20 protein-coding genes are annotated in these 18765 nt (G+C 75.0%); 6 read left to right on the top strand and 14 right to left on the bottom strand.

Translation table 11 applies throughout. The annotated features are described in order from the left end of the window. Nucleotides 1-76: 76 nt before the first annotated feature. From ACF9IK_RS07865 to ACF9IK_RS07855, 3 genes are read right to left on the bottom strand one after another with little or no spacing between them, the layout of a single operon-like run. Nucleotides 77-934 (bottom strand): ABC transporter ATP-binding protein, encoded by an 858-nt coding sequence (locus tag ACF9IK_RS07865; RefSeq protein WP_395293520.1) that lies wholly within the window; start codon nt 932-934, stop codon nt 77-79. Further along, nucleotides 934-1998, bottom strand: coding sequence for a FecCD family ABC transporter permease (locus ACF9IK_RS07860; RefSeq protein ID WP_395293519.1), 1065 nt, complete (start codon nt 1996-1998; stop codon nt 934-936). The genes ACF9IK_RS07865 and ACF9IK_RS07860 overlap by 1 nt, the downstream gene beginning before the upstream one ends. After that, complete coding sequence (locus tag ACF9IK_RS07855; protein WP_395298501.1) at nt 1995-2960, bottom strand: FecCD family ABC transporter permease; 966 nt, start codon at nt 2958-2960, stop codon at nt 1995-1997. The genes ACF9IK_RS07860 and ACF9IK_RS07855 overlap by 4 nt, the downstream gene beginning before the upstream one ends. A 409-nt stretch (nt 2961-3369) precedes the next feature. Between ACF9IK_RS07855 and ACF9IK_RS07850 the strand changes: the two genes are divergently transcribed. From ACF9IK_RS07850 to ACF9IK_RS07840, 3 genes are all read left to right on the top strand, one after another. After that, complete coding sequence (locus ACF9IK_RS07850; protein WP_395293518.1) at nt 3370-4218, top strand: iron-sulfur protein; 849 nt, start codon at nt 3370-3372, stop codon at nt 4216-4218. 47 nt (nt 4219-4265) lie between these two features. Next, nucleotides 4266-4667, top strand: coding sequence for a VOC family protein (locus tag ACF9IK_RS07845; protein ID WP_395293517.1), 402 nt, complete (start codon nt 4266-4268; stop codon nt 4665-4667). 101 nt (nt 4668-4768) lie between these two features. Beyond that, nucleotides 4769-5539: a dienelactone hydrolase family protein gene (locus tag ACF9IK_RS07840; RefSeq protein WP_395298500.1), complete on the top strand. Its 771-nt coding sequence runs from the start codon at nt 4769-4771 to the stop codon at nt 5537-5539. Between the two features lie 93 nt (nt 5540-5632). Here the strand turns inward: ACF9IK_RS07840 and ACF9IK_RS07835 are convergent, their stop codons facing one another. The 8 genes from ACF9IK_RS07835 to ACF9IK_RS07800 all read right to left on the bottom strand — a co-directional run bounded on the left by ACF9IK_RS07835 (nt 5633) and on the right by ACF9IK_RS07800 (nt 12047). After that, a complete protein-coding gene (locus ACF9IK_RS07835; RefSeq protein ID WP_395293516.1) occupies nt 5633-6187 on the bottom strand; it encodes a GNAT family N-acetyltransferase in 555 nt (184 codons plus the stop codon). Nucleotides 6188-6248: 61 nt separating this feature from the next. Next, complete coding sequence (locus ACF9IK_RS07830; RefSeq protein WP_395293515.1) at nt 6249-6806, bottom strand: hypothetical protein; 558 nt, start codon at nt 6804-6806, stop codon at nt 6249-6251. Further along, nucleotides 6803-7189: a hypothetical protein gene (locus ACF9IK_RS07825; RefSeq protein ID WP_395293514.1), complete on the bottom strand. Its 387-nt coding sequence runs from the start codon at nt 7187-7189 to the stop codon at nt 6803-6805. Before ACF9IK_RS07825 ends, ACF9IK_RS07830 begins: the two co-directional genes overlap by 4 nt. Further along, the gene (locus ACF9IK_RS07820; protein ID WP_395293513.1) at nt 7186-8742 is read right to left on the bottom strand and encodes a hypothetical protein; all 1557 of its coding nucleotides are present in this window, start codon (nt 8740-8742) and stop codon (nt 7186-7188) included. The genes ACF9IK_RS07825 and ACF9IK_RS07820 overlap by 4 nt, the downstream gene beginning before the upstream one ends. Then, nucleotides 8739-9086, bottom strand: coding sequence for a type VII secretion target (locus ACF9IK_RS07815; protein WP_395293512.1), 348 nt, complete (start codon nt 9084-9086; stop codon nt 8739-8741). Before ACF9IK_RS07815 ends, ACF9IK_RS07820 begins: the two co-directional genes overlap by 4 nt. A 147-nt stretch (nt 9087-9233) precedes the next feature. Then, complete coding sequence (locus ACF9IK_RS07810) at nt 9234-10676, bottom strand: MFS transporter (protein WP_395293511.1); 1443 nt, start codon at nt 10674-10676, stop codon at nt 9234-9236. A 290-nt stretch (nt 10677-10966) separates the two neighbouring features. Further along, nucleotides 10967-11146 carry a hypothetical protein gene (locus tag ACF9IK_RS07805; protein ID WP_395293510.1) on the bottom strand — a complete coding sequence of 60 codons (180 nt, stop codon included), beginning with the start codon at nt 11144-11146 and terminating at the stop codon, nt 10967-10969. A gap of 82 nt (nt 11147-11228) precedes the next feature. Continuing rightward, on the bottom strand, nt 11229-12047 hold the full coding sequence (locus tag ACF9IK_RS07800; protein WP_395293509.1) for a MerR family transcriptional regulator: 819 nt from the start codon (nt 12045-12047) through the stop codon (nt 11229-11231). A 178-nt stretch (nt 12048-12225) separates the two neighbouring features. On the opposite strand from ACF9IK_RS07800, the gene ACF9IK_RS07795 reads away from it, so the two are divergent. Genes ACF9IK_RS07795 through ACF9IK_RS07785 form a run of 3 tightly spaced genes read left to right on the top strand, consistent with a single transcriptional unit; the run spans nt 12226 to nt 15808 of the window. Continuing rightward, nucleotides 12226-13899, top strand: coding sequence for a flavin-containing monooxygenase (locus ACF9IK_RS07795; RefSeq protein WP_395293508.1), 1674 nt, complete (start codon nt 12226-12228; stop codon nt 13897-13899). Further along, the gene (locus ACF9IK_RS07790) at nt 13896-14918 is read left to right on the top strand and encodes an alpha/beta fold hydrolase (RefSeq protein ID WP_395293507.1); all 1023 of its coding nucleotides are present in this window, start codon (nt 13896-13898) and stop codon (nt 14916-14918) included. Before ACF9IK_RS07795 ends, ACF9IK_RS07790 begins: the two co-directional genes overlap by 4 nt. Beyond that, nucleotides 14915-15808 carry an SDR family oxidoreductase gene (locus ACF9IK_RS07785; protein ID WP_395293506.1) on the top strand — a complete coding sequence of 298 codons (894 nt, stop codon included), beginning with the start codon at nt 14915-14917 and terminating at the stop codon, nt 15806-15808. Before ACF9IK_RS07790 ends, ACF9IK_RS07785 begins: the two co-directional genes overlap by 4 nt. 64 nt (nt 15809-15872) lie before the next feature. Here the strand turns inward: ACF9IK_RS07785 and ACF9IK_RS07780 are convergent, their stop codons facing one another. The 3 genes from ACF9IK_RS07780 to ACF9IK_RS07770 all read right to left on the bottom strand — a co-directional run bounded on the left by ACF9IK_RS07780 (nt 15873) and on the right by ACF9IK_RS07770 (nt 18745). Further along, on the bottom strand, nt 15873-16892 hold the full coding sequence (locus ACF9IK_RS07780) for a serine hydrolase domain-containing protein (protein ID WP_395293505.1): 1020 nt from the start codon (nt 16890-16892) through the stop codon (nt 15873-15875). Between the two features lie 102 nt (nt 16893-16994). Further along, complete coding sequence (locus tag ACF9IK_RS07775; RefSeq protein ID WP_395293504.1) at nt 16995-17948, bottom strand: DUF6895 family protein; 954 nt, start codon at nt 17946-17948, stop codon at nt 16995-16997. After that, nucleotides 17945-18745: a hypothetical protein gene (locus tag ACF9IK_RS07770; protein WP_395293503.1), complete on the bottom strand. Its 801-nt coding sequence runs from the start codon at nt 18743-18745 to the stop codon at nt 17945-17947. The genes ACF9IK_RS07775 and ACF9IK_RS07770 overlap by 4 nt, the downstream gene beginning before the upstream one ends. Between the last annotated feature and the right edge of the window lie 20 nt (nt 18746-18765).

Here is an 18765-nt window from a genome sequence, read left to right as displayed (position 1 = left end):
CGGACGGTTCCGGGCAGGGCGGGACGCCGGCCCGGCCCGCGGGTGAGCGCGGGGCGGCCGGAGGACGGGAGGGGGATCAGCCGGAGGAGGCGGCGGTCCGGGACCGGCTCCGTGCCCGTGGCACGACCAGCGGGGTGCCGGTCTCCGGGTCGGGCACCACCTGGCAGGGCACCTGGAAGACCTCCTCCACCAGCTCGGCCGTCAGCACCTCGGTGGGCGCTCCGGCGGCGGCGAGCCGGCCGTCCTTGAGCACCACCAGGTGGTCGGCGTAGCGGGCGGCCTGGCCGAGGTCGTGCAGGACCATGACGACGGTGCGCCCGGCCCCGGTGTGCAGGTCGGCGACCAGGTCGAGGACGTCCAGCTGGTGCCGCAGGTCCAGGAAGGTGGTCGGCTCGTCGAGCAGCAGCAGCTCGGTGTCCTGGGCGAGCGCCAGCGCGATCCAGGCGCGCTGGCGCTGGCCTCCGGAGAGCCGGTCCACCTGCTGGTCGCGCAGCACGTCGGTGCCGGTGCGGGCCAGCGCCTCCTCGACCGCGGCCTGGTCGGCCTTGGACCAGGGGCTGAGCATCCGCTGGTGCGGGAAGCGGCCGAGCCGCACCAGCGACTCGACGGTGATCGCCTCGGGGGTGACCGGCTGTTGCGGCAGCAGGCCCATCCGCTTGGCGAGCGCCCGCGCAGGCATCCGGTGGATGTCGGAGCCGTCCAGGGTGACGGTTCCGGCAGCCGGGTCGAGCAGCCGGACCAGGCCGCGCAGCAGGGTGGACTTGCCGCAGGCGTTCGGGCCGACGATCGCGGTGACGGCTCCGCCGGGCAGCTCCAGGTCGAGCCCGTCCACGATCACCCGGTTGCCGTACCGCAGGTGGAGGCCGTGGGCCGCGAGCCGGTTGGTGCCGGCGGGCCCGCCGGTCGCGGGCTGCCGGTCGGTGGCGGCGGTCATCAGCTGCTCCTCTGGGGGAGTCGGCCCTGGCGGATCATCAGCACCAGGAGCCAGGGCGCGCCGAGGGTGGCGGTGACGGCACCCACCGGCAGGCCGTGGACGGGGATCACGTGGAGCACGAGGAGGTCGGAGGAGAGCAGCAGCACGGCGCCGGTGAGCGCGGCGAGGCCGAGGGTGCCGAGGGTCGGCGGCCCGGCGAGCAGCCGCACCAGGTGCGGCACCGCGAGCGCGACGAAGGCGACCGGCCCGGTCAGCGCGGCGGCGAGCGAGGCGAGCGCGATGGTCAGCAGCAGCAGGAGCAGCCGGTCGCGGTTCGGGTTGAGGCCGAGGCCACCGGCCGAGTCGTCGCCGAGGTCCAGGACGGCGACCCGGCGGTGGCAGAGCGCCGCGACGGCGGCGGTGAGCGCGATGGCGGTGCCGCCGATCCAGACCTCGGTCCAGTTGCGCCCGTACAGCGAGCCGGTGGTCCACTGCATCGCGGAGGCGGCGAGCTCGGTGGGGAACCGGACGATCATCAGGTTGACGGCCGCGGCGAGGCCTTGCTGGACCGCCAGGCCGACCAGCACCAGCCGGGTCACCGCCATCCGCGAGCGCCAGGCGAAGCCGCCGAGCAGCAGCGCGGCGAGCAGGCCGCCGCCGAGCGCGGCGAGCGGGATCAGCTCCTGCGAGGCGCCGCAGGCGAGCATCAGGACGGCTCCGAAGGAGGCCCCGCCGGTGACGCCGATGGTGTCGGGGGACGCGAGCGGGTTGCGGAAGAGCCGCTGCAGCATCGAGCCGGCCACGGCGAGCCCGGCGCCCGCGATCAGCGCCGAGGCCACCCGGGGGGCCCGGAACTCCTGTACCACCAGTACGTTTCCGGCGTCGCCGACGCCGGCCAGGGCGCGCAGCGCGTCCCAGGCGGACATCTTCACCTGGCCGGTGCCGAGGGCGACGCCGGTGAGCAGCACCAGCAGCGCGGCGGCCAGCAGTGACCAGGCGGCGGTCCGGGCCCGGCGGCGGGCCGTGCTCGTCCCCGCGGCCGCCCGTGCCGCGGTGTCCGGGGTGTCCGGGGTGAGCGTGGTCATCGGGCCACCTTCCGGGCCAGCACGGCGAGCAGCGGCGCGCCGAGGAAGGCCGTCACGATGCCGACCTCGATCTCGGACGGCCTGACCACCAGGCGCCCCAGTACGTCGGCGGCGAGCAGCAGCAGCGGACCGGTGATCAGGCAGCCGGGCAGCAGGCGGCGGTGGTCGTTGCCGAGCAGCGGCCGGACCAGGTGCGGCGCGGCGAGGCCGATGAAGGCGACCGGCCCGGCGACGGCGACCGCGCTGCCCGCGAGCAGCACCACGGCGAGGCCGCCGAGGACGCGGATCCGTGCGACCGGCACGCCGAGCGACTGCGCGGCCTCGTCGCCGAGGGCCAGCGCGTTGAGCGCGGGGGCGACGGCGAAGGCTCCGATCAGGCCGAGGGCCAGGAGCGGGAGGACGGGCGTGAGGGTGTCGAGATGCCGTCCGGCGATCGAGCCGGCCAGCCAGAACCGGGCCTCGTCCAGGGTGCGGTGGCTGGCCAGCATCAGCGCGGACGTCCAGGAGGTGAGCACCACGGTGAGCACCGTGCCGCCGAGCGCCAGCCGGACCGGGTCGAGGTCCCCGCCGCGGCGGGACATCGCGTACGCCGCCACGGCGGCGACGGCCGCCCCGAGGAAGGCGAACCAGACGTACTCGACCGGCCTGGAGAGCCCGAGGCCGTAGATCGCGGCGACCACGGCGAAGCTCGCGCCGGCGTTCACGCCGAGCGTGATCGGCGAGGCCAGCGGGTTGCGCGTGACACCCTGCGCGACGGCCCCGGCGACGCCGAGCGCGGCGCCGACGGCCAGGCCGATGACCGTGCGGGGGACTCGGAGGCCCGTCACCACGTCGGCGTCGCCGCCCGATCCGGAGCCGGTCAGGGCGTCGATCACGGTGGAGATCGGGATGGGGCGGGAGCCGAGCGCGAGGCTCAGCGCGACGCAGAGGACGAGCGCGCAGGCTCCCGCGGTCAGCAGCAGGAGCCGTCGGACCGCGGAGGTCCCGGGCGCTGCCGGGGCGGTGGCCGTCGGCGGTTCGGTCTTCAACACGATGCGAGATATTAGGTTAGGCATGCCTAACTTCGTCAAGTCCCGTCCTGGCCCGTCCGCCCCGGGCGGAGTCGTCCGGATACGGGTCCGGACGAGTGGCCCGGGTCGGCGATCGTGCGGTGCGGATGTAAGGTGAGCCTCACCTTAATCGATCTCGGGAGCGCCGATGATCTCGGGTGCCACACCCATGCCCGCGGCCCCGTCCGCACTGGGTCCTCTCCGTGCTGACGATGCGCCGGACGGCCCGCTCGCCTCCGGCCCGCATGCCGCCCCGGACGGTGCGCTCACCCGTGGGGCGCACCCGGGGCTCGCGCCCGGCGCACATGCACCCGCTGCGCTCGTGCGCGCCGCCCACGCGCCCGGCGCGGGCCCGGTGTCCGCCCGCCGTGCGGACGCCGCGTGCCCCCGCCAGGACGATGCGGCGCTCGTCGCGGACTACCGGCGGCTGGTGGAACTCTGCCCGGCCCTCCCGCTCACCCTGCTCGCGGCGGCCGACCCGGACCCCGCGCCCGCCCAGGGCTGGCACTCCGCGGCCCAACTGGCCGCCGACCCCGCCGTCCTGGCCGAGGCGCTGGCCGGCGAGTCCGCCCGGATCGCCCCGCTCGCCGCCGAGCACGGCACCTCGCCTCGCCCGCACGTCGCCGCCTCCCGGCTGCTGCACCACTACGTCTGGTCCGCCTGCCTCCTGATCGCCGGCCCCTGGCACCTCGCCCGGCGGGTGCCCGCGATCGACCCCCGCGACCTCTGGCTGCACGCCCCCACCGGGGACCTCGCGCTGCGCCCGCGAGCCCACTGCACCCTGCCGGGCGACGACGAACTCCGCGCCGAGCTGCGCGCCGCCGTCGTCGCGCACGTGGAGCCGCTGCTCACCGCCTTCGCCGGGCCCACCCGGCGCGGCACCCGTGCCCTCTGGGGCATGGTCACGGACGACCTGGCCTCCGCCGTCTGGTACCTCGGCCGGATGCTCGACGAGGAGGCCGTCGCCGTCGCGGCCGCCGCAGCGGTGCTGCCCGGCGGCACCCGACCGCTCCCGGGCTCCGCCGACTTCCGCGTCCTGCGCGGTGCCGACGGCCGCGAGCACCACACCCGGACCCGGCTCGGCTGCTGCCTCTACTACGCGATCCGACCGGACTCCGCCTGTCTCACCTGCCCACGCACCTCCGACGAGGAGCGCCTGCAGCGGTTCTGAGCGGCCGACCGTACCTCCGGTGCCCCTGGCGGGGATAGGCTCACCGCATGATCGACTCCACCACGCAGGTCCGCGTCGCCCGCCCCTCCCGGGACCTCGCCGCCGTCGAGCGCTTCTACGTCGACGGCCTCGGTCTCTCGGTGCTCTGGCGCTCCACGGAGCGCGTGTCCGGCGAGCACGACCTGGTCATGGTCGGCCTTCCCGGCGGCACCTGGCACTTCGAGCTGACCCGCGATCCGGAGCAGCCGCTGGAACCGACCCCGACCGTCGACGACCTCTTCGTCCTCTACCTGGGCGCACCCGTGGACGAGGCCTTCGTCACCCGCCTGGAGGCCGCCGGCGGGACGCGGGTGCCGGCGCACAATCCGTACTGGGACGAGTTCGGCGTCACCGTCGCCGACCCGGACGGCTACCGGCTGGTGCTCTGCGCCCGCACCTGGGACGCCTGAGCCGGGGCCGGCGCGGGTCCGGTGGAAACGGGTGGACGCGAGGAGCCCCGCGGCCGATACTGCGCGGGGCCGAACTCCGCCGGCCCGAAGCAGAGGAGACGATCGTGGCAAACGCCGTACGCGGCACATCCGTGGACATCGCGACGTCGGACGGCACGGTCGACGCCTACCTCGCCAGTCCGGACGACGGCCTGGCCCACCCCGGCGTGCTGTTCTACATGAATGCCTTCGGCATCCGGCCGGCACTGAAGGCGATGGCCGACCGGATCGCCGCCGAGGGTTACACCGTGCTGATGCCCAACGTCCTCTACCGGCACGGCCGTACGCCGATCATCGAGCTTCCCGAGCCGCCCGCACCGATCGACCCGGCCGCCGACCCGACGCTGTTCCAGCGCCTCGGCCCGATGATCGAGGCGCTCACCCCGGAGCGCTTCACCCGCGACGCCGACGCCTACCTGCGGCTGCTGGCCGACTCCCCGCTGGTCACGGACGGCCCGGTCGGCATCACCGGCTACTGCCTCGGTGCCGGACTCGCCCTGCGCACGGCGGGCGCGTTCCCGGACCGGGTCGCCGCAGCGGCCGGCTTCCACGGCTCCTACCTCGCCACCGACTCCCCGGAGAGCCCGCACCTGGTCGCCGAACGGGTCACCGCGGAGCTCTACTTCGGCCACGCCGACCAGGACCGGTCGCTGCCGGCCGAGGAGATCGACCGGTTCGCCGCCGCGCTCGCGGCCGCCGGCGTCAAGCACACCTGCGAGGTCTACGAGGGCGCCCGGCACGGCTTCACCCAGACCGACACCATGCCCTACCACCCGGAGGGGGACGCCCGGCACTGGAACGCGCTGTTCGAGCTGCTCGGCCGCACGCTCTGACGGGCGCGGGCCGGCCGGGGCCGGGACGGACCCGTTCCGGGCGGAGCGGCCCCGCGCCCGGCGGGTCGGGAGCGGAGCCGCACCGGTGGGCGGCTACGGCCTGACCGCCGGCTTCCACTCCTCGCGGAGCATGCCGAAGAGCACCCGGTCGTGCCGGACGCCGCCGACCAGGGCGGCCGCGCGGCGGCGTCCCTCCTCGCGGAAGCCGAGCCGGGTGAACGCCCGGACGGCCCGCTCGTTGCCGCTCCAGGTGTCCAGCTCCAGCCGGTTGAGACCGTAGGCGCCGAAGAGGTGGTCCACCAGCAGCCGCAGCGCCTCCGAGCCGTGGCCGCGGCCCCAGAACTCCTTCTCACCGATGGTGATCCCGAGCGTGGCCACGCCGACGAACGGGTCGAGGTCGCGGTAGTCGACCGCCCCGATGACGCGGTCGGTCGCCGCCTCCTCGACGGTGAGCACGGCGGCCTCCCGGGGGACCAGCCGCAGCATCGTCGAGAATCCGGTCTCCACGCCCTCGGCCGTGACCGGCCCGAAGCACGGGTCCCCGGCGGCGGCGAACCGCACCACCTCCGGGTCGTTGCGCCAGCGGAGGTGGTGCTCCGCGTCCTCCGCGCGCAGCGCGCGCAGCTTCACCAGCGTTCCCTCGATCATGATCAGATCGTAGGCGCACGCCGCGGAGCGGTGCCTCCGGGAACCGGTCCCCGTCGATCCGTCAGCCCACGCTGATCCGGACCTCCTTGACGGCCAGCACCTTGCAGGACGACGTGGACCCGGCCGCCCCGGAACCGCCCGTGGCCGAGGCGGCCGTCCCCGACCCGGCCGCGCCGCCGCCGCCGCAGCTGGTGCGGTCGACGAAGTGCCAGGTGAGCGTGGTGGATCCGGCGGTGGCGGCGGTCCAGGTCTGCCGGACGGTGTGACCGCAGCCGTCCGAGTCGGCCGGGCAACTGCTCAGCGGGGCGTCCGGGCCCCGGCGGACGACCGCCGGATCGCCCGCGCCGGCGAGCTGCCAGCCGTGCGGCAGCGGTGCGGAGGTCAGGCTGACGCCCACCGAGCCGCCGATCGCGAGGTGGACCTCGGAGGGCGGGAAGGCGGGTTGCCGGCCCCCTCCCACCGCGTCCGCGTCCCTGTCGGAGGGCAGTGTGACGACGGTGTCCGGCCGCCGGTCCGGGCCGTCGGCCGTGGAGGAGCAGCCGGCCGCCGCGGCCGCCGCCACGAGGGTGGCGGCCACGGCGAGGCCGCGGTGGAGCGGGCGGAGTCGGCCGCCCGTCACGCGTTCCCCTCCCGGACGTCGCGCCGCAGCGACATCAGCGCGGCGACCTCCGCCAGCCAGCGCGCGAACAGGTGCTCGCGCCCCAGGTCGGCGCCGGTCGACGCGGCGGCCTGCAGCCAACCGCGGACCAGCGTGCGGCCGGGCTCGCCGATGACCGGGTCGGGCAGGGCGAGGGCCGCCGCGAAGCCGCCGGCCCGGACGTGCTGGGCCAGGAAGCCCAGCGGGTAGGGGCCGATGCCCGCGGCCTCGGCCCGGTGCGCCGCGGCGATGGCGGCCTCCGTGAACAGGGCCTGGCGAGGGCCGCCGGCGAGCAGCAGGCCGCGGGTGACGGCGGCGGGGACGTCGAGGTCCGCCAGTTCGGCATCCGACCGGACGGTGGTCATTTCGGCAGCTCCAGGGCGGTCGACTTGTTCAGGGGGTGCTCGCCGGGCGTCAGTCCGCCGAGCTGGCTGTTGACGAACTGCTCCTCCGTCACCCAGGAGGTGAAGCCCCAGGGGTTGTAGATCTGCAGCCTGTCGCCGTCCCGCCCGATGATCATCATCTGGTGGCCGGAGTCGCTGTTGCGGACGGTAATCGGGACGGGCAGGCCCTCGTCCACCGACTTCTCGATCCGGGCCAGTGCGGCCCGCCGGTCCTCGTCGCTCTCCAGCTCGACGTGCTCGTAGTCGGCGCCGGTGGCCTTGCCGAGGTCCTTGTCGGCGAGGTAGGTCTGGGCCTTGGGGCCGAGGCCGCTGTCCTCCTTGGGGTAGGTCTTCCGGCCGTCGACCTTCTGGCCGTCGATGTACTCGCCGATGTAGGTCTTCTGCAGCCGCTGCTCGAAGTTCTCCGGCGAGTCCGCACCGGGCGCGTCGGGCGTGCCGCCGGTGGTCAGCTGGTACATCAGCAGCGGGTCCAGCTTCGCCTGGGCGATCACGGTGGACGCGGCCACACAGTCGCCGACGTTGCGCTGCGAGTAGACCGAGTACCCGTCGATGCTGACCTTCTGGCCTTGATAGGTGACGTCGATGTTGTCCGAGGACTCGCGGTTGGTGTCACCGGTGCTGGTCGCCGGCACCAGGTGCTGGGCCAGCCAGGCCGGGTCGTCGCCGTGCGGGTGGATGCCCTCGTCGAACTTCTGGATGTCCGCCACCGAGTGGCCGGCCGCCAGCGCCTTCCACAGGTACGCCGCCTCCTCGGGCGACTTGGCGTTGGAGAGCAGCGCCCGGAACGCCGCCTGGTCGCCGCCTGGCATCACGCCGAGGGTCTGGGTGGCGCGGTCCAGCTGGTTGGGCGTGAGGATGTAGCCGTCGTCCTCGCCGGCGCCCGGGTTCTTCTCCGTGGCCAGTACCACGGCCGCGAGCGGGTCGATCGACCCCTGGCCGGCCCGTTCGGCACGGGCCTTGGACGCCAGCTGGTTGAGCCTGCTCGCCGTGCCGGTCCCGCAGCTCTCGGCGCGGCGGGCGCCCGACAGCTGGGCGGCGACGCCGTTCAGGGCCTCCTCGCGTGCGCCCTGGTCGAAGCCGCCCGGGTCCTTGCGCGCCTTCTCCCGGGCGGCCTGCAACTGCTGGCGGCCCTGGGCGTCGACGGACTTCGCCCACTGCAGGTCGTTGGCCCAGGCCTCAAGCACTTTCGCGGCCTCGGCGAGGGTCTCCCTGGAGGTGACCGTCTCCGCCGACATCGCGTGCACCGCCTGGGCGGCGTGCTCGGCCACCGAACCGGTCCAGACCGCGGGCAGCTGGTTGCCGGCTATGCCCGAGAGGTCCTGCGCGGCCTTGCCGAAGGAGACGGCCGCTTTGGCGTAGTCCTGTGCCCGGGCCCGGATCGCATCCGGGTCACCGACCGGCTCCGGGACGGCCAGGGCCTTCTCGATCCCCTCCAGCAGCTGGAGGTTGGCGAACACGAGCGAGAACTTCTCGATGCTGTGCCGGGCGCTCTCCAGGTCCTTGACCTTGCTCATCGGCCGCCGCCCGCCGGCGCCAGCGAGGCGGCCAGGGCCTTCTCGGTGTTGCGGTAGTTCGCCGTGGTGGTCGACATCTTCTGCGCCAGCTCGTCCAGGGCGCGCTGGGTGACGTCGATCTCCTTCGACCAGTTCTGGTCGAAGGACGACCAGGCCTGGTCCATCCCGAACTCGCCGAAGGCCGTCGACGCGTAGCAGAGCCCGCCCGCGTAGGCGGTCTTGGCCTCCGCGATGTCGGTCGCCGTCTTGCTCAGCGCCTCGCTGACCCCGTGCAGTCCGGCCACGTTGACGCCGTATCCGCCGTCACCCGTGCCCCCGGCCCCCTGGGCTGGTCCGCCGCTCATGTCTCCCCGTTCCCCCGTCTCCGGCGCACGCCGCGCGACCGTTGTCGCCCGGCTCCGGTACGTCAGTCCGTATGGCTCGACGCCCGCGCGAGGTGGTGCGGCGCGGGCATCGGGGGATGAGCCTAACGTGTGGCGCGGACCGTGCCGCTACGCCCTCCGAGACGGCGTGGACTGCTCCATTCCTTCACGTTGAGGGCGCGTCGGCTCCCCGTCCTGCCGGGAATCCGCGCCGGGTGTTGGGGTGGTTTTGGGCTTCGGCGTGGAACCGGAGCCCGGTCGGACGGCGTCCTCGGCCGCGCTGACGGCGCCGGCGGGGGTGCGGGCGTCGGCGTCGAGGTCGGCGCGGGCCCTGGCACCGGAGTGGGCCGGGATCCGGCGCCGGTAGCGGCGGTCGGTGGCGGTGAGCAGGGCGAGCAGGAGGGCGGCCGCGGCCGAGGCGACGGTGACCCGGAACGGCGCGGTGGGCCCGACGTGGTCGGCGAACCAGCCGCCCAGGAACGTCCCGGCCGACTGAGCCAGGATGATCGCGCTGACCAGCGCCGCCATCGCCTCGCCCAGCCGGGCGGTCGGCACCGTCCGCTCCGCCAGTCCGAATATCGTGATCATCTGCGGGGCGACCGCCACCCCCAGGCAGCCGATCGCGGCGGCCAGCGCGGCCACACCGCCGCCGGAGAAGAGCAGCAGGACGGAGGCGGAGCAGAGCAGCACGGTCCCGGCCCGCAGTCGCAACGGGAGCCCCCAGCGGGTGGGCAGGGCGGCGGTGGCGATGCCCGCGAAGGCGCTGGTGAAGCCCATGAACCCGTACAGCAGCCCGGCCGCACCCGCCCGTCCGAGCGCGTCCGTGGTGGCCGTCACGCCGACCTGCACCGAACCGAAGCAGGCCCCCAGCAGTGCCATCCCGGCGAGCAGCAGGACGTACGGCGCGGTCAACAGGCTTTCGCCGGAGCGGCGGCGGGTGGCCCGCTTCCCCCGGGCCCCGGTGGCGCCGTGGGCGGCGGTGCCCGGCGCGGCGGTCGGGTGCAGGGCGAACAGGGTGGCGCAGACGCCGACCAGCGCCGCCGCGGTCAGCAGCCCGACGGCCGGGGAGGCCAGGGTGGCGAGCACGCCGACCAGCGCGGGACCGGTGGTGAAGGAGATCTCGTCCACGATGCCGTCCAGCGAGAGCATCGAGGACGTCAACTCGGCTTCCCCGTCCGCCAGTCCGATCCATCGGCTACGCGACAGCGGGCCGACCAGCGGCACCGAGAGTCCGATCGACGCAGCCGAGGCGATCTGCCACACCAGGTCGAGCCCGCCCTCGGATGCGGCCACCAGTACCAGGATCGCCACCGTGTTGGCGGCCGCCGCGAACAACCCCGTCGACCGCTGTCCGCGCCGGTCGGCGAGCCTGCCGACCAGTGGCCCGCCGACCGCCTGGCCGACGGCCAGCGCGCCGGCGACCACCGAGCCCCGCCAGACGCTGTCGGTGTTCCGGGTGACCAGCAGGAGCGTGCCGATCGGGCACATCGCATTGGGCAACCGGCCCAGCAGCGACCAGACCAGCACTCCGCCGCCCGTCAGCTGCGCCGCCGATCGGAATCCTGTGATCACGGACATTCCGGTGAGCCCCCACGTGCGGCCGGGGTGGGCGCCCGCCTCCCACCACCGGCCCGGCCTGTGGAAGGGCCGCGGGTGAGCCTCGACCGTAACGGGCGGCTGCAGGGGCGGGTAACCGTCGGATCACCCAGCGGCGTCTCCCGAGGCCTCGCGCCCGCTTTGGAGGACCGGCCAACTCCGGCCGGAGCAGGGCTCGGTGAGGGCGCGGGCTGTCCCGAGCCGGTGAACGGCGCAGACCGGTCCGGGTGAACTGCGCCGGGCGGAGCGGGTGAACGGCCCGTCGCTCAGATCCGGTGGACGGTGCAGGGGGAGTGCTCGAACGGCGTCCTGGCCCCCTTGACCGGGCGCAGCTCGGCCTTCCACCGGTTGTCGATCACACCCCGCCGCAGGGCGAACAGCTGGTTGACCCGCCCCGCCAACCGGGTCCGGTACTCCGCGACGACGTCCGCCGCGTTGACGGCCAACTCCCCGACGATCTCCTCCAGGAGGCAGGTCGCGCAGCCCGGCCCGGGCCGGAGCCGGGACTGTGCGGGCGGACGCCGCCCGCTACGCCTCGCCGCCGGCGCCGCTCCCCGCGTCGGCCTCGTCCCGCTGCTCCAGGCGCTGCCGCAGCAGCTCCTCGTACTCGGCGTGCACCCGGCGGTCCATGGCCAGGGAGAACTGGGCGTCGGTAACGGTCCGGGCCAGCGGGCGCACCCGCAGCACCTGCTCGGTCAGCCGGGCGGCCTCGCCGGGCGGAAGCGGGGCGTCGGCCGCGAGGGCGCCCAGGAGGTGCTCGCGGGCCAGGCCGATGAAGACCTCGGCGATCGCATCCACGTGCTCGCGCGTGCGCCGACTGGCCTCCAGCACCGCCGAGAGCGGTACGCCCTCGGCGACGAGGTCCGTGGTGGCGTCCAGCAGCCGGCGGCTGACGTGGGTGATCCCGTCCTCGTCGACGGTGATGAAGCCCTGGGCGATGGACTCGGCGGTGTTCTCCTCGGTGAGCTGGTCCCCGAAGGTGGCCTTCAGCTCGTCCCAGTCCAGCCGGACCGCGGTCTCGTCGGACCAGGGGGCGACGATCGCCGCCTCCAGCCCGATCAGCTCGGCGACGTCGCGACCGCTCTCGCCGGCGCCGATCAGCTCCGCGATCCCGCCCAGGGTGTGGCCGCGCTCCAGCAGTTCGGCGATCACCCGGAGCCGGGCGAGATGGGCCTCGCCGTACCAGGCGATCCGGCCCTCCTTGCGCGGGGGCTGGAGCAGCTTGCGCTCGCGGTAGAAGCGCAGCGTGCGGGTGGTGATGCCGGCCGCCTCGGCCAGCTCCTCCACCCGGTACTCGCGCTGCCTGTCGTCCGCCGCCGCTCTGACCTTGTCCACGGCGCTCAGCATAGGACCGCCGGTCGCGGAAGTGCGGCGGCCGGGCTTCTTCCATCGACTGTCGACAAGGGCTAATCTGCCAACCATGCCAGTGTTTGCTGGCATGGTTCTCGCGGCGCGCCACGGCACCATGGAGGCGGCGCGTCGCGGCAGTGCGCACCTCAGGCCCCCATCCTCAGGAGGACGCCGCATGGCATCCAGCACCAAGCGCCCGCGCCCCGGCGCGTCCGGCCGGGACGCCGCCGTTGCCGACGCCACGTCGGAGGCGGCCGTGACCGCCGCGCCGGAGGCGACCGCCGTCGGGACGGTGCCGACAGCCCGGACGGCCGGGAGCACCGCGGCGGGCCCGGCGCCCGTCCGGCACGTCCGGGTCGCGGTGATCGGCTCCGGCTTCGGCGGGATCGGCGCCGGCGTCCGGCTCCGCCGCGCCGGGATCACCGACTTCGTCATCCTGGAGCGCGCCGACTCGGTCGGCGGTACCTGGCGCGACAACAGCTACCCCGGCTGCGCGTGCGACGTGCCCTCCCACCTCTACTCCTTCTCCTTCGCCCCCAATCCGGACTGGCCGCGCAGCTTCTCCGGCCAGCCGGACATCCGGGCCTACCTGGAGAAGGTCACCGACGTCTTCGGCATCCGCCCGCACCTGCGTTTCAACGCAGAAGTCACCGAGGCCCGCTGGGAGGCGGGCCAGGCCTGCTGGCGGATCACCACCACGGCCGGCGAGTGGACAGCCGACGCCGTCGTATCCGCCGCCGGGCCGCTGGCCGATCCGCAGATCCCCGACCTGCCGGGCCTGGACGCCTTCCCGGGCAAGGTGTTCCACTCCTCACGCTGGGACCACGACTACGACCTCGCCGGCAAGCGGGTCGCGATGGTCGGCACCGGCGCCTCCGCCGCCCAGATCGTCCCCTCGATCCAGCCGAAGGTGGGCAGGCTGACGGTCTTCCAGCGCACACCCGCCTGGGTGCTGCCGCGCCGTGACCGCGAGATCAGCGAGGTCGAGAAGTGGCTGCACGGCCGCCTCCCCGTGACCGCCAAGATCCGCCGGGGCACCCTCTTCGCGCTGCGCGAGCTCCAGGTGGACGCCTTCGTCCGGCGGCCCGGCCTGCTCAAGGTCGTCCAGCAGCTCGCCGAACGGCACCTCGCCCAGGGCGTCGCCGACCCCGCGCTGCGCGCCAAGCTCACCCCGGACTACCGGATCGGCTGCAAGCGCATCCTGCTCAGCAACACCTACTACCCGGCACTCGCCGCCGCCAACACCGAGGTGGTCGCCTCCGGCCTGCGCGAGGTGCGCGGCTCCACCCTCGTCGCGGCGGACGGCAGCGAGCACGAGGTGGACGCGATCGTCTTCGGCACCGGCTTCCACGTCACCGACATGCCCATCGGCGAGCGGGTGTTCGGCGTCGACGGCACGAGCCTGGCGGAGGAGTGGAAGGACGGCATGGAGGCGCTGCGCGGCTCCACCGTGCGGGGCTTCCCGAACCTCTTCTTCGTGATCGGCCCCAACACCGGCCTCGGGAACAGCTCGATGATCCTGATGATCGAGTCCCAGCTCAACTACCTGATCGACGCGTTGACCACCCTGGGCTCGATCGGCGCCACCGCGATGCAGCCGACCGAGCGGGCCCAGCGGCACTGGAACCTCGAACTCCAGCACCGGATGGACCGCACCGTCTGGACCACCGGCGGCTGCCGCAGCTGGTACCTGGACCCCAACGGCAGGAACACCGTGCTCTGGCCCGGCTCGACGACGGCGTTCCGCCGGGCCACCCGGAAGGTCGACCTCGCCGAGTACGAGCTGATCATGCGTACCGCCCCCGCGGCGCCGGGCTCGGCCGCCGCGGCCGAGGGGGCCCTGGTATGAGCCCCGCGATCCCCGCCGACTACGAACCGCTCCTCCCCGTCCAGCAGTTGGACGTGCGCTCGGCCGACGGCATCCGGCTCCACGTCGAGGTGCACGGACAACCCGGCGCCCCCACCGTCGTCCTCGCCCACGGCTGGACCTGCTCCACCGCCTTCTGGGCGCCGGTCGTCCGCCGACTCGTCGACCGCTACCGGGTGGTGGCGTACGACCAGCGCGGACACGGCCGCAGCGAGATCCCGCCCAGCTCGGTCCGCTACTCCACCCGCGCGCTGGCCGAGGACCTCTCCGCCGTGCTCACCCGGACCGTCCCGGCCGGCGAGCGCGCCCTCCTCGCCGGGCACAGCATGGGCGGCATGACCATCATGGCCGCCGGCGGCCGCCCCGAGGTCGCCGAGCGGACCGCCGCCGCCGTACTCGTCTCGACCGGCCCGTCCGACCTGATCGCCGAACTCCGCGTACTGCCCTCCGTGGTGCGCTCTCCGGCGTTGCGACGGTTCCTCCACCGCCAGGTCCTGCGCTCCCGGCTGCCGCTCGGCCCGGTCGGCCCGGCCAGCAGGTCAGCGCTCAAGTACGCCACCATGGGCGCGAGTTCGCCCGAAGGGCCGGTCGAGGCGGCGGCCCGCATCGTGCACGCCTGCCCCACCGGTGTCCGGGCGGCGTGGGCCGGTGTGCTGGGGGAGCTCGACGTCCGGCCGGGTCTGGCCCGGCTCGCCGCGCCGACCGCCGTCGTGGTCGGTACCGACGACCGGCTCACCCCGCCGGTGCACGCCCACCGGATCGTGGCGGCGCTGGCCGACCCGCAGGGGCTGCTCCTGCTCCCCGGGGTCGGTCACATGGCCCCGATGGAGCGGCCCGCCGAGGTGGCCGCCGAGATCCACCGGATGGCTGCCGTCCACCTCCGCGCGGCCGGGCCCGCCGCCCTCGGGGCCGCCGCCGAGACCGCCGTCCCGTCCGTGTCCGTCCCGGCTGTCGCCGGTCCCGCCCCGTCCGCCGCCACCGAGAGGTCCGTGTCCGCATGAACGCCACTCCGCCGCTGTCCGCGCAGGTCGTCGTCGTCACGGGTGCCGCGCGCGGTGTCGGTGCCGAGCTCGCCCGCAAGCTCACCCTGCGCGGCGCGAAGGTCGCGCTGGTCGGCCTGGAGCCGGCCGAGCTCAAGGCCGTCGCCGCGCTCTGCGGCCCGTCCGCCACCGCCTGGGAGGCCGACGTCACCGACGTCGACGCCCTCACCGAGACCGCCCGGCTGATCAAGGAGCACTACGGTCGGATCGACGCCGTGGTGGCCAACGCAGGCATCGCCATCGGCGGCCCGCTGCTCGACAGCGACCACCGGGCGTTCAGCCGGGTGATCGAGGTGAACCTGCTCGGCAGCGTCGCCACCGCGCGGGCCTTCCTCCCGGCCCTCACCGAGAGCCGCGGCTACCTGCTGCAGATCGCCTCGCTCGCCGCGCTCACGCCGGCGCCGCTGATGAGCGCGTACTGCGCCAGCAAGGCGGGCGTGGAGGCCTTCGCCCACTCGGTCCGCGCCGAGGTCGCGTACCAGGGCGTCAAGGTCGGTGTCGGGTACCTGAGTTGGACCGACACCGACATGGTCCGCGGCGCCGACCAGGACACCGTACTGAGGCAGATGCGCTCCCGGCTGCCCTGGCCCGCCAACAAGACCTACCCGCTCGGCCCGGCCGTGGACCGCCTGGTGGACGGCATCGCCCGCCGCTCGGCCCACGTCTACGCCCAGGCCTGGCTGCGCGGCATGCAGCCCGTCCGTGCGCTGTTGCCGCTGGTGATCGCGGCCGTCGGGTCCCGCGACGTCGCCAAGCTCGCACCGCAGCTGGCCGCCACCGCCGCCACCCGCCTGCGTCCGGTCGGCGCCGGAGGAGCGGCCGACACGGCCGCCCGCTCGACCGGGCACTGATCCGGGTCCGCCGGGTGGACCCACCCGGCGGACCCGGCCGGTCGGCGCCGTCAGCCGACCGCGGTCAGGGCTGTGCGGAGGAGAGCCGTTTCAGCGCCTCGTAGCCGCCCTGGACGAACCGCCCGTCCAGGGCGGGGCCGCAGTTGGCCAGGGCGGCGACGGCCGTGGCGGTCTGCGGGCAGAAGCCGACGAAGGCGGTGAAGCCGCGGGTGCCGCCGGAGTGGAAGAGGAGGTCACGGCCGCCGATCCGGCGGTGGTTCCAGATCAGGCAGAGCCCGTCCGCGGAGTGCGGCAGGCGCAGCCGGGGCCGCTGGACGTCGCGCAGCGCCGCCCCCAGCTCCCCGTCACCCGGGGCGAGATGGGCGCGGAGATAGCGCAGCAGGTCCGCGCCGCCGGCACGGACGGCTCCGGCGCCCGGCAGACCGGGGATGTGCCAGGGCGGCAGCGGGCGCTCGCGGTGGTGGCCGACCACCCGGCCGGGCGGGTCCGGGCTGCAGGTCGTGGTGCGCAGGCCCAGCGGTCGGCAGACGCGGTCGGCGAGGAGCGCCGGATAGTCGGTGGACGCGGACTCGGCGAGCAGCCGTCCGAGGAGCCCGACACCGTAGTTGGAGTAGCCGAACCGGCTGCCCGGCCTGCGGCGCAGTGTCGTTCGGGCCAGTGCGGCCTGCAACTGCTCGTCCCGGAAGGCCGCGTAGGGGTTGCTGGACCACGCCGGGAGGGCGCTCTTCAGCAGCCCCGGCGGCAGGCGGGGAAGCCCGGACGTGTGGGTGGCCAGGTGCAGGAGCCGGATGGGCCCGCCCCGCCGGACGGCCGGTGGCCGCCAGTGCCGGGGCAGGTACGGCTCGATCGGGTCAGTCGGGCCGAGTTCGCCGTGCGCGGTCATCGAGGCGAGCAGCAGCGCGGTGAACGTCTTGGTGACGGAACCGAGTTCGAAGACGCTGTCCGGCGTGCAGGGCGCACCCCCGTGCGAAAGCCGTCCACGGGAGTGGACGGCCTGCCGCTCGCCCCGGGCGACGGCCAGTGTGACGGCGGTGGCGAACGGGGCGGCCGCCGCGACCAGCCGCTCCGCGTCCTGATCGCCCAATCCGCGCGCGCCCGAACCGCCTTCGCCCGGGAGGCATCCGAGTGGACCCACCGGCCCGCCTGTCGTGCCGACGGCCCGGGCCTCCCCGGTCGGGCCGCCCACCTAGGCCGCCGCGGCGGTGGCGCCGGACGCGCCGCCCAGCGCGCGGGCCAGGGTGATCGCGGCGGCGACCACGGTGACCACCGCGGTGTGGCCGTGGTCCGTCAGCAGCTGCTCCGGCTCGCCGGCGACCGGGTCGGCGTCCCGCGGCACGAGGCCGTCGGGCCGCTGCACGGCGGCCAGCGCCCGCCAGCCGGGGACCCCGGCCTCGGTATCACCGATGCACGCGGCGACGATGAGCAGTTCGCCGACCAGGTCCCACTGGCCGATCTCCTGCCAGACGTCCAGCCAGACCGGTAGCCAGTCGCGCAGGTAGTCCCGCATCGCGGTGGGCAGGCCGTCCGGCCGGGCGCCCCAGTCGGTGAGGTGGAACACGGTGTGGGTGACGTCGTAGGCGGTCAGCCAGTCGATCATCCAGGGTTCGGGCGTGGCCCCCAGCCAGGTGGCGGCGGCGAGGGCCGACCAGTCCGGCTGCTGCTCCAGGCCCACCACCCGGCGGGCGTTGGCGACCGCCAGTCGCCGGTTGGGCAGCATCTCCATGGCCCGCACCGCGCGGAGCCGGGCCAGTGAGTCCAGCAGCTCCTCCAGGGCGCGGTGGCGGTAGTCGGCCCGGGCGAAGTGGACGTAGACCTCCAGCGGGTCGGTCATCAGCGGGTGGCGCAACTGCCGCTCGTAGAGCAGGTCTCCGCCCCGCAGCTGCTCCCAGGCGAGGTCCAGCGTCTCGCGGGCGATCCGGTTGTCCTCGGCGCCCGCGACGCCCTCGCGCAGCAGCAGACCGGTCGCCAAGGCGGCCTCGCCCAGCGGCTTGTAGACGTTGTTCGGGTCGGCCAGGTCGATGGTGGCGTCCTCGGGGAAGCGGCCGAGCCCGTTCCGGTAGCAGGAGTGCAGCCAGCGCAGCGCGCCCGAGGAGACCTGTTGGGCGCTGTGCAGGACGGTCGGGTCGGCGGTGCCGGTCATGCGGCCGCTCCGTTCAGTCGCAGTGCCAACAGGCCCTCGGCGATGGCGACTTCCAGTGCAATCCGGGCACTGCCGTCGCCGGCGGCGCGGACCCGGTCGAGAACGGGGGCGACCTCCAGGTGCTCCGGGGCGCCGCTCGCAACGGTCCAGGCCAGCCAGCGGGCGATCCGGGCGGCGGTGCGGAGGTCGCGCCGCATCATCGAGCGGGCGGCTCCCCGGGCGAGGGCGAGGCTGTGGCGGTGGGCGAGGTCGTGGACCGGGCCGCCGAGCCCGGGCAGGGCGAGGGGCGAGAGCTGGGCCATGGCCACCGTCCAGCGGGGCCAGCCGAGCCGGGCGGGTTCGGGCAGGAGGGCCGGACGAGGACCCGGTCGGGGCGCGGGCCGCGGGGCGGAGACGGGGTGGCCGTCGAGGGCGAGCAGGTCGAGGGTGGCGCGGTCGCGCCAGGACGCGGCCACGGCGCCGTCGGAGGGATCGCCGGTCGCGGCGTCGGCCGGCGCGGGGAAGGTCTCCAAGGCCAGCGCGGCGGCGAGCGCGGTCGGCCGGTCGGGGGCGAGGCCGTGCAGCAGCCGCGGCGCGAACACGTCCGGCCCGAGCACCCGGACGGCGGCCAACTCGGGCCTGGGCAAGGGCTCTTCCAGGGGCGGAACCGCCGGCAGCGTGCCGTCCGGCGTGCCGTCGCCGGGTCGGCCGGGCGCGGCCGGGCCCGCGGCGCCCCGGAGGGCGTCGAGGACCCGGCCCGCCACTCGCTCGACGGCCGCGGCGTACTCGTCACGGAGGGAAGTGTCGGCGAACGGCATGGGAACGGGGTTCTCCTGTT

The organism is Kitasatospora hibisci (assembly GCF_043950205.1).
GTDB classification, from domain to species: domain Bacteria; phylum Actinomycetota; class Actinomycetes; order Streptomycetales; family Streptomycetaceae; genus Kitasatospora; species Kitasatospora hibisci.
This window is presented reverse-complemented; position numbering and strand designations above follow the sequence as displayed.